Source organism: Cryomorpha ignava, from assembly GCF_010686655.1.
Classification (GTDB): domain Bacteria; phylum Bacteroidota; class Bacteroidia; order Flavobacteriales_D; family Cryomorphaceae; genus Cryomorpha; species Cryomorpha ignava.
Genome location: NZ_JAAGVY010000030.1, coordinates 51886 through 62657, shown reverse-complemented (window position 1 = coordinate 62657; position 10772 = coordinate 51886). Strand labels below are relative to the sequence as shown.

At 41.6% G+C, this 10772-nt stretch carries 8 protein-coding genes; 3 read left to right on the top strand and 5 right to left on the bottom strand.

The genetic code is table 11. The features are described from left to right. Nucleotides 1-470 precede the first annotated feature (470 nt). The 4 genes from G3O08_RS14355 to G3O08_RS14340 form a co-directional block, all read right to left on the bottom strand. Complete coding sequence (locus G3O08_RS14355; RefSeq protein WP_163286077.1) at nt 471-1049, bottom strand: REP-associated tyrosine transposase; 579 nt, start codon at nt 1047-1049, stop codon at nt 471-473. A gap of 619 nt (nt 1050-1668) precedes the next feature. After that, a complete protein-coding gene (gene lon / locus G3O08_RS14350) occupies nt 1669-4101 on the bottom strand; it encodes an endopeptidase La (protein WP_163286076.1) in 2433 nt (810 codons plus the stop codon). 112 nt (nt 4102-4213) lie between these two features. Then, a complete protein-coding gene (locus G3O08_RS14345) occupies nt 4214-5419 on the bottom strand; it encodes a putative sugar nucleotidyl transferase (RefSeq protein ID WP_163286075.1) in 1206 nt (401 codons plus the stop codon). Nucleotides 5420-5877: 458 nt separating this feature from the next. Continuing rightward, on the bottom strand, nt 5878-6135 hold the full coding sequence (locus G3O08_RS14340) for a type B 50S ribosomal protein L31 (protein WP_163286074.1): 258 nt from the start codon (nt 6133-6135) through the stop codon (nt 5878-5880). 278 nt (nt 6136-6413) lie between these two features. On the opposite strand from G3O08_RS14340, the gene G3O08_RS14335 reads away from it, so the two are divergent. Further along, nucleotides 6414-7898 carry a hypothetical protein gene (locus G3O08_RS14335; RefSeq protein ID WP_163286073.1) on the top strand — a complete coding sequence of 495 codons (1485 nt, stop codon included), beginning with the start codon at nt 6414-6416 and terminating at the stop codon, nt 7896-7898. A 27-nt stretch (nt 7899-7925) separates the two neighbouring features. Here the strand turns inward: G3O08_RS14335 and G3O08_RS14330 are convergent, their stop codons facing one another. Further along, nucleotides 7926-8972, bottom strand: coding sequence for an aldehyde dehydrogenase family protein (locus tag G3O08_RS14330; protein WP_163286072.1), 1047 nt, complete (start codon nt 8970-8972; stop codon nt 7926-7928). A gap of 92 nt (nt 8973-9064) precedes the next feature. On the opposite strand from G3O08_RS14330, the gene G3O08_RS14325 reads away from it, so the two are divergent. Continuing rightward, complete coding sequence (locus G3O08_RS14325; RefSeq protein ID WP_163286071.1) at nt 9065-9412, top strand: 4Fe-4S binding protein; 348 nt, start codon at nt 9065-9067, stop codon at nt 9410-9412. A gap of 78 nt (nt 9413-9490) precedes the next feature. Then, a complete protein-coding gene (locus tag G3O08_RS14320) occupies nt 9491-10387 on the top strand; it encodes a hypothetical protein (RefSeq protein ID WP_163286070.1) in 897 nt (298 codons plus the stop codon). Nucleotides 10388-10772: the final 385 nt, after the last annotated feature.

Below are 10772 nucleotides of genomic sequence, written 5' to 3'. Positions count from 1 at the left end.
CTTAAGACGCTCCGCAGCGGTATTCACCCTGCGGAATAAATCTAAGGCTACCTATGAAATAGATAATCTACAATTTTTGTAGATGAAATTTTAGATTCCGCAGGGCGCATGCCCAGCGGAGCGGGTTCCGTTCGGCGCATGCTCTGGAAACTCTTTATCTATAAAAAGTCTGGGGAATCAATTATTGTGTTTCAATTATTGTGTTTCAATTATTGTGTTGACCTCAAAGGTTTACTTGCTTTGCGGCATGAAAACGCTGTGCTAAGTTTCCCAACCTTTGGGGTCTTGTTTTGATGCCCACATTTCAAAAAAAAACAGAAATTTTAATATTAAGGCATATTTCGTTAACATACATAGGTGACTGGTTATTAGAAATTACATACCACTACCGTCATGAAATACGAACCGCTCCGCTGGGCATGCGCCCTGCGGAATCACCTTCCGAACTAACCATCCCCCCCAAAAAAAAATTATTTCTTAAAATTCAATGGTGGAGGCAGACAACTCACCTCCTCAAATACAGCTTCTTTTTCAATATAATTTCGAGCAGAACTGTAAATCCAATCTTCCGGATTCGATACCAACCCTGCTCGCACCGGGTTATCATGAATGTACAATACTTTTCTCCAGGTAAACTGTTCGTTGATCAACTCAATGGCATGGTTTCCGGTTTGCCAAATTTTAATATTCTTGCTCTTAATATCTTCATTAGCAGCTCCGGTAAATAGCCCTGTCATCCAATCCCTTCTACTTTCGGGGTTGCCCATAATCCATTGAAAAATAGTGCTTGATGTATGTCTTTTAAAATCCCTAATTGTGTCCCTCAATTGAAAAGGTTCGTTGCAGTTGACAATAAGGTGTAAGTGATTTGACATAATGCAATAACCATAAACATTCAAACCTTTGTGGTAGTGGCAATAGCGCAACGACTCGATAACGATATCTCGAATTTCTCTTCTCGTGAATATATCTATCCAACCAATTACGGTTGGAGTAATAAAATAAGATGTATTGTTTTTAATATTTTGCTTGATGCCTTGCCTTGTCATTTTGCGAATAATTAAATTTTGAAATGAAAACCTATTCCGCAGGGCTCATGCCCAGCGGAGCGGTCGTCGGTCGACGCAGAAAGTTAAGTCCTACGACTATTTATTATACAAGATTACTAAATTTCTCATAAATAAAATTTATATTCCGCAGGGCGTATGCCCAGCGGAGCGCGTCGATGGAGCGTAGTTTTATTGAAGATGCCCTCTGAATATCCGCACCGCACTGGTTTGTCTTAAGCCGCACCGCAGCGGTATCCACCCTGCGGAATAAATCTAAGGCTATTTATGAAATAGATAATCTACAATTTTTGTAGATGAAATTTTAGATTCCGCAGGGCGCATGCCCAGCGGAGCGGGTTTTTATTGAAGATACGGTCTGATTATCTGCTCCACCAGTGGTTAGTCTGAAGCCGCTCCGCAGCGGTATCCACCCTGCGGAATAAATCTAAGGCTACCTATGAAATAGATAATCTACAATTTTTGTAGATGAAATTTTAGATTCCGCAGGGCGCATGCCCAGTGGGCCTTGTTCCAAATTCCCATCAGCTGGAGCTAATAAAAGCAAAAAGCCCCAACAGTTTATCTGTCGGGGCTTTTACTTTATTTCTATCAAAATGTCTTAAGCCACTTTCAGCGCTTTTTCAACCTTTTGATTGGTGAGTGCTTTGTCTATCACATCCATCATGTCATCCACATAGTGGAAAGTCAATCCTTTGATATATCGCGGATTAATCTCGTTGATGTCTTTCTCGTTTTTACTCGAAAGAATAATCTCCTTGATGTTCGCACGTTTGGCAGCGAGAATTTTCTCTTTTATTCCGCCTACGGGAAGCACTTTTCCACGCAAAGTTATTTCACCCGTCATAGCCAAATATTTCTTAACCTTTCTTTGGGTAAACGCCGAAGCGAGAGCCGTAAGAATGGTAATACCTGCCGATGGGCCATCTTTTGGAGTAGCACCTTCCGGCACGTGGATATGGACATTCCATTTGTCAAAAACTTCCTGCTCAAGGCCAATGGTATCTGAATGTGATTTCAAAAATTCAAGCGCCAGCATAGCCGATTCTTTCATTACATCGCCCAGATTTCCGGTAAGGGTAAGCTTCCCTTTTCCTTTGGTAAGCGATGATTCAATAAATAAAATGTCACCACCTGTTGGAGTCCACGCCAGTCCGGTTACAACTCCGGCTACATCATTGTCCTGATATTTATCTCTGGCATGCGATGGGCCAAGTATGGTTTCCAAATCATCTACCATTACCGTAGTTGTGTATTTTTCGTCAAGCGCCATTTGCTTGGCGCGAAAACGAACTACTTTTCCAATTCGTTTTTCAAGACCACGTACTCCGGATTCGTTGGTATAATCTTCAACGATTTTTTCTAAAACTCCTTTTCCGAGTTTGATTTCTTTATCAGGTACACCGTTTTGCTTAATTTGCTTCGGAACGAGGTGGCGTTTTGCAATCTCTACTTTCTCTTCTACGGTATATCCGTTAACCTCTATCATCTCCATACGGTCGCGCAGGGCGGGGTGTATGGTGCCAAGCGCATTTGCAGTAGCAATAAACATAACGTTTGATAGATCGTAATCGAGCTCTACATAATTATCGTAGAATGTACTATTTTGCTCCGGGTCAAGAACTTCGAGCATTGCCGAAGACGGATCGCCGTGCGAATCGCGTCCCAGTTTGTCCATCTCATCAAGAATAAAAACAGGATTTGACGTCCCGGCTTTTTTAATATTTTGAATAATCCTTCCCGGAAGGGCGCCGATATACGTTTTTCGGTGCCCGCGAATCTCTGCTTCATCGCGCAAACCGCCGAGCGACATACGCGCATATTCGCGGCCAAGCGCCTCTGCAACAGATTTACCAAGAGATGTTTTACCAACTCCGGGAGGGCCATAAAGACACAATATTGGCGACTTCATGCTGCCTTTCAATTTCAAAACTGCAAGGTGCTCTATAATACGTTCCTTCACTTTCTCAAGTCCGTAGTGATCGCGATCAAGAATTTTTTGAGCGCGTGCGAGATCAAATTTATCTTTTGAGTAATGATTCCACGGCAGGTCAAGCAAAAGCTCAATATAATTGAGTTGCACCGAATAATCAGCTCCCTGCGGATTCATCCGCTCCAGCCGCTCAACTTCCTTTTTAAAAGCTTTTGCGGTCTTCTCATTCCACTTTTTGTCTTTGGCGCGCTTTTTTAAATTTTGCACCATCTCATCCTGCGGATTTCCGCCAAGCTCTTCCTGTATGGTTTTCAGCTGCTGGTGCAGAAAGTACTCACGCTGTTGGTGATCAATATCCGTTTTCACCTTGCTCTGAATATCATTCTTCAGCTCGAGCATTTGCAGCTCTTTGGTAAGATATTCTAAAACCATTTCGGCGCGCTTCCGCAAATCGGCAGTTTCAAGCAATTTTTGCTTGTCGCTAACGGCGGCATTCATATTGCTCGAAATGAAATTGATCAAAAAGCTGTAGCTCTCAATGTTCTTTATGGCAAAAGCTGCTTCGCTCGGAATATTCGGCGATACTTTGATGATTTGTAGCGCCAAATCTTTTAACGAATCTACAAGCGCTTCAAACTTCTTAATATTGCGCTGTGGCTTTATTTCAGCAAATTCGCGCACTTTTGCCCGCATGTATGGCTCGGTAGCAAGCACGTCTATCATTTCAAAACGCTTCTTACCTTGTATAATTACCGTGGTGCTTCCATCGGGCATTTTTAAAAGTCGTATAATTTTGGCAACCGTTCCAATATTGTTCAGGTCTTCAAATTCAGGATCTTCAACCCCTTGATCTTTTTGGCTTGCCACCCCAATAGTGCGATCGCCTTTGTAGGCATCTTGCACAAGCTTAATGCTTTTATCGCGGCCTACCGTAATTGGCAGTACCACGCCTGGAAATAAAACCGTATTTTTTATTGGAAGAATGGGCAATTCAAGCGGAGTTTCTTCATTATTCATCGCCTCTTCATCTTCCGATGTTATTAAAGGTATAAATTCTGTTTCGCTATCCACTATATCTTGTAATCCGATTGATTCGAACATAAATAGTTTCGTGTTTATATTTTTTAGAACCCGACAGATTGGCAGTACAGGCTCTGATTATTTCATTTTCCCCTATGAGTCAAGAGCCGTGCCAAACACCAGAAAGAGCTTTTTAGGTCTTGAATTTGGAATCGTATTCAAATACAAAACGAAAAATATCGGCTTCCGGTTTTCCGAAATGCACATTTCTTCTTTCCATCATAGCTTGCGAAGCTTCAAATGCCTTTTCGATCTTAAACGTTTCAAAGCCCTGCGCACCGCCCCATGAAAAGGAAGGCGTAAATTTTGGAGGAAAGCCACCATCGAAAATATTTGCACACATTCCCACTACAGTTCCAGTGTTAAACATGGTATTGATGCCTGCTTTGGAATGGTCGCCCATAATGAGTCCGTGAAACTGGCGACCGGTATTTTCGAGCGTTTCAGTTTCGTAGTTCCACACCTTTATCTCGCCGTAGTTATTTTTGAGGTTTGATGTATTGGTATCTGCGCCCAGGTTGCACCACGAGCCGATTACCGAGTTTCCCAAAAAGCCATCGTGGCCTTTGTTTGAGTAGTCGTTTATCACCACATTGTTTACCTCGCCACCCACTTTGCAGTGCTTGCCGATACTCGTAGCACCATAAACTTTTGCGCCCATTTTAAGTGTTGAGCTTTCGCCAATAGCAAAGGGGCCACGCACGAGGCTTCCTTCCATTATTACGGCGCCTTTTCCGATGTAAATAGGGCCGGTGGTAGCATTTAGCACGCAGTGGTGCACTTTGGCCTCGGGATGAATAAAAATGTCAAAACCCGAAGTGATGATGTGATTTGGAAAATTGGTGGTTTTGAATTTTTTTGTGATTTCCTGAAAGTCCTGACGCAAAATGGCATCATTCTGTGCAAATATGTCAGCCGGAGATTCTAAAATCACGGTCGGTTCGTTAAAAAAGACTTCGTCTTGTCCAAAATTCGAAAATGAAAATGATTCTCCTTTTTCAATTCTTGCAGCCAGGTCGTCTAAACTATTATTTCCAGTAGGGGCAGCAATAAATATTCCGCGATGAGTCAATACCTGCCCGGGTTTCAATTTGGTTACGGCTTCCGCCAATGATGGGGTAGGAATAACCGCCGAATTGATAAAGATAATTTCTGAATCGGAATTTGCCGGGAAGGCTTCGCGCAAATATTGGGGTGGCAAAACGCCCGGAACCACGTTTAAATGACGCTCCCATTTTTCTGCAATTGTATCAATACCAATAAGTAAATGAGACAATGGCTTCGCGAAAGTGAGCGGAAGCAAATTTCTCCAGTTAATATCTATAAGGATTGGGTTCATGCAGTAGTTTTATTTCCGGGTAAATGTAATGGAAAATTGAAAATGGATGGGTAGGGGAGTTGGGTTTTGGTGACCTGGATTCAAATTTGTTGACCTTACCTATATACTTGTTAAAATTTGGCCGTATCGATTAAATTATTTTAAAAAATTGATAATCAAATCCTTCCCGCACCCTGACCCTGAAGGGAGGCCACCGCACATCTTATTCAAAAAAGTAATTATTTTCCTTTAAACCAATTTTGAGACTATAACTTCCGTTCTGAATTACGAGGTTTCAGGACAAGACAAACCGTGCGATAGGGTCGCCCCTTTAGGGGTTGGGGGTGTGTGAGAGCGTTCTTGATTAAATTGTTGAGATCTTCGGATGTATTATCTTTTTCGATTTATCCATCCGCAACAAAAACTAAAAAAAAAAGCCCTTCCAATCGGAAAGGCTTTCAGTTTTATAGGCGTATCGCTTATTTCTTGTCGAATTTGGCGTAACGCTTTTTGAATTTGTCAACGCGTCCTGCGGTATCAACAAACTGCATTTTTCCTGTAAAGAAAGGATGAGATTTGTAAGAGATCTCAAGCTTAATCAGTGGGTATTCGTTACCATCTTCCCACTCTATAGTTTCGTCAGAAGACGCCGTAGAACGGCTTAAAAATGCGTAATCGTTAGACATGTCTTTGAAAACAACAAATTTATAGTCTTCCGGGTGTATGCCTTTTCTCATAATTTTATCAATTTGGGATTCTTTAATGCAAATGGATTTGGCCATCTGCCGAATTTTGATTCCTGAAATATGCGTACACACTTTTGTGTAATCCACAATTTCCATTTATCGGGGTGCAAATGTACAATATTGTTTTTAATGATGAAATACTTCACTGAAATTTATAATATTTGTGAGCTTTTAGAGTTTTGCATAAGTAGAAAGTATAAATCCGTTTTTATACTCTGATTTGCAATAGGTTAAATGTTTAGCCGGTTCATTTTAATTTTATTTGTTGAGTGAAGAATCCAATACATAAAATAACTTTTTTTCTTTTTACGCTAAGTGTTGTCATTATGGCTTCGCTTTCGGGATGTAAGAAAGATGAGATCAATACCTCACCGGACTTGCGACTCACCTTCTCTACTGATTCGGTGAAGTTTGATACTGTTTTTAACACTGTTGGCTCTGCTACACAAGTACTAAAGGTTTATAACAGCGACGATTCTTATGTGAATATCAGCAAAGTAAGTCTGCTTAATGATCCGAATAATTCATATAGAATTAATGTCGATGGCCTGGCAGGAACAAATTTAGAGAATATTGAAATCGGCCCGAATGATAGTATTTACATTTTCATTGAAGTAACTGTTGAACCCAATGCGAATATTCTCTACCCGTTTGTAGAAGGAAAAATTGAGTTTGAGACCAATGGAAACAACCAATCTGTTGACCTGGTGGCATGGGGCTGGGATGCTATCTTTTATGTTCCTGATGTATTTCCTACCAATGGATTGCCCAATTACACCATTATAAGCGATGATCCAAATGCTACGGTAACCTGGACAGCAGAAAAGCCCGTTGTGATTTATGGATATCTGGTAGTCGATTCACTTCAAAAGTTAGTTGTTGAACCCGGAACGCAGATCTTTTTTCACCAGGGCAGCGGATTGTGGGTTTATCGCGGCGGCAATATCAAAGCCGAAGGAACGCTTGAAGAGCCCATTGTTTTTCAAGGAGACCGACTCGAATCATTTTATGATGAGCAGCCGGGGCAATGGGATAGAATTTGGATCAACGAAGGGTCGCAAATCAACGTTTTTAAGCATGTGCTGATCAAGAATAATTTCATTGGCATTCAATGCGAAACCCTTCCTTTTAACAATCCAAATCCTGTTAGCGTTGCATCGCAACCTTTAAAGCTTGATAATGTGGTGATCCGCAATAACTCGATTGCCGGAATTCTCTCTAAAAATTACAAAATTATCGCCAATAATGTGCTGATGAGCAGCGCCGGCCAGTATTTGCTGGCGGGAACAGGTGGCGGAAGTTATAATTTCAACAATTGCACCTTTGCCAATAACTGGAAATTTGGAACCCGTCAAACTCCAGCAGTTTTTCTGACGAATCTTACGCCAGTGAGCAGCACCGAGGTTGAAGTCCGACCGATTGATTCAAGTAAATTCCGCAATTGCATAGTTTATGGAAATGGAATTAATGAGATAGGCCTTGATTTTGATCTCGCGCAACCTGTTATTCTGAAATTCGAAAACTCCATAATTCGCGCCGAGGAAGAAGTGATAAATCCGATCTTAGAATATTTTGCAGGCACAACTTACGTCGGCCAACAGCCCGGTTTTGTCGATTTTTCTGGCGGCAATTTTCAACTTACTCCCGGAGCATTTGCAATTGGAAAAGGTCAGAACACTGGATTAATTTTTGATTTGATTGGAACTCCTTACGCCAATCCGCCGGCGATCGGGTGTTTCGAGTTTTTGCCTTGATTTTCCGCGCGATAAATCGCGCGGCTACTAAAGCAAAAACTCCATTGTATCAACCCCATCAGCGTAATCCCACAATTCAGGATGCTGGCTTTCGCCGAAAGGCACATCATCAAGTGATACGATACACTGAATCTCTTCGCGCTGTTTTTCAAGCTGCTTTTTAAGGTCGCCTAAATCATCATACCGTTCATAAAATATTGTTGCTATCGGGCTTGCAAGTGAAGTGGCTGGTCTTAAAATCATAAACCCATTATCAAGCAGGTCCTCTTGATTCATCATCCACAAGGCTCGGAAATAATCGTAATTGTTGGCGTATTTGTGGTGGTTTACAATGTCGTGATAGTCGTAAATTCCTTTAAAAAAACGGTCGATATCAAAATCGCGGTGGACGTAAATTTTTGAGACATTTCGGCAGCCGAGCCCAAAAAAGCTGAAAATATCTGCTCCCAAAGCCTTGAGCTCTGCTTCAGATTCATTTCCCGTAAGGATGGCCACCGAAGTTCTGTTTTTGCGAATGATGTTGGGATATTTCCCAAAATAATACTCGAAATACCTCGATGTATTGTTGCTTCCTGTAGCGATTACGGCGTCAACGGCCGGCAGTCTTTCTTCTATCCATTCCACATCAAAACCCTCGATGCCAGTTGCTGCATAAAAAAGTTTAAAAACGGCAGGAAGCAATAATTTATCCTGACTGCTAAGCTTTGCCACCGGTTTATGACCAGCTATAGCAACGCTGAAAATATCGTGAAAACCAACCATCGGAATATTTCCCGCAAGGATAAGACCCACGCGCTTAGGTGCTTCCACTTGAGTAAAGTCATAAGACTTTAGCCATTTTTCTAAAGCTTCGGGTCGAAGCATATAGCTAAGACCTTGCAATGCCTGCGTGATGTTTTGGCGGGTAAACCACGGATTTAAAACTGTGCTGCTATTTATCGTATCATTAAAGGAGCTATTTGTACCAAACGAATCGGCAGTATTTTCTGTATCGGCTATTTCGGCGAGCTCATTTAAGATTTCCGAAAATTTTGATAGTTGCTCTTTCTCAATGATTTCTGTGATATGATTCATATTCTTGCTAACTTAGAACAATTCCAAACATAGAGTGCTATATATTTGCACTTGAATTTGCAAAAATAGACATCAAAAAAGAATATTAAGCCATGGCTATAATCATAACTGACGAATGCATTAATTGTGGTGCATGCGAACCGGAATGTCCCAACAACGCTATTTACGAAGGCGGTGTGGAATGGAGAATGAGCGACGGAACCGACTTAAACGGCACCATCACCACTCCTATGGGCAATACATACGACTCTGAGGAGGAGCAAGAACCTGTAGATATGGACGTATATTTTATCGTTTCAGATAAATGTACCGAATGTGTAGGTTTTCACGACGAGCCCCAATGTGCGGCTGTTTGCCCGGTAGACTGCTGCGTTGACGACCCCGATCACCGCGAATCTGATGAGAAACTTCTTGAGAAAAAGGCATTTATGCACTTATAAAATTCTTTAGAACCAAGTCGCTGGTGGTATATCTCGTCCGGCGACAATTTTAAAAGCTATTTACCGTTCCTAATGCCAATGAAAAGCTTTCTGGTAACCTGTATTTCTTTGTTTTTGGTATTTGGTGCATATGCGGCAGATTTGGCCGGTTTGGAGCAAAAAATTGCCGATTTACAAGACGACCTTACCACCGGAGCAAGCGATGAAATTAGAGATGAAGCCTCGGCAAAGATTCGTGATTTGCTTGTAAAAGCATTCGCCAAAGAAGAGGCCTTTGAATATCCATTCGATAGGTTTATCGCTATTTCTACGATTAAAAGTCCCGACAATACTTTTCGGCTCTTTAACTGGGTGCAGCCGCGCTTAGAAGGAACCTTTTTATACTACGCGTTTGTTTTGCTTCCGCAAAAAGGGGAGTATGTGGAGCTTGTTGACAATCAAGAACTAAGTTTGGAAATTGAAAATGAGGAACTCCAGCCAAATAACTGGTATGGAGCGCTTTATTACGAGATTTTTCCGGTTAAGGTCAGAAAGGAAAATTATTATGTTTTGATGGGTTGGGATGGGAACAATTCACTCTCAAACAAGAAAGTGCTCGATGCCATTGAGTTTGATAAAAAAGGTGAAATCACTTTTGGCAAAGCCGTTTTTCAAACTCCAGATGGAATGGCGCGACGCCGAGTATTTGAGTATGCAAAATCTGCTATTCTCAATCTGCGCTTTATGCAATCAAAAGATGCGATTGTATTTGACCGGTTGGAACCTGAAAAAACAGGATTGGCAGGTCAATATGCTTTTTATCTTCCCAGTACCGCTTACAATGGGTACAAGCTAAATAGAGATGGAGCCTGGGATTTGATAGAATTTATTGACATGAGCCGCCCGAAATCGGAAGAAAAAGGAGCTGAGTTTAATTTTCCGGACAAGGTGAATTTCGATCGCCACCGGAACAATACAAATCCTATCAGGCAGTAGTAGATTTTGATTGTTAAGATTTTCTCAAAGTTATTTATTATTTGAGGATTTTAACTTGCTGTTTATCAATGTCCGCGCACGCCCCTATGCATTCCTCTCGGCGAAAAGCCTCGTCGGATGCAGGAAGGGGAGCGTCCACCGCACACATAGATGTTCCTCGAAGAGCTTCGTTCTTATAGATGCAAATACTCTTAAGAGTAATGTGTGACGTAGGTTTTTAGGGTTGGGGTGCTGGATGGTGTAACTATAGAGTCGTTAAGAAAATCGGAATTTCAACTTCGTAATTTCCAATCAAGATGTGTATAGAGATTATGTCTATAAAGGGGAGCGTCCACCGCACACATTAATGTTCCACGGAGAACTTCGTTTTAATAGATGAGAATAC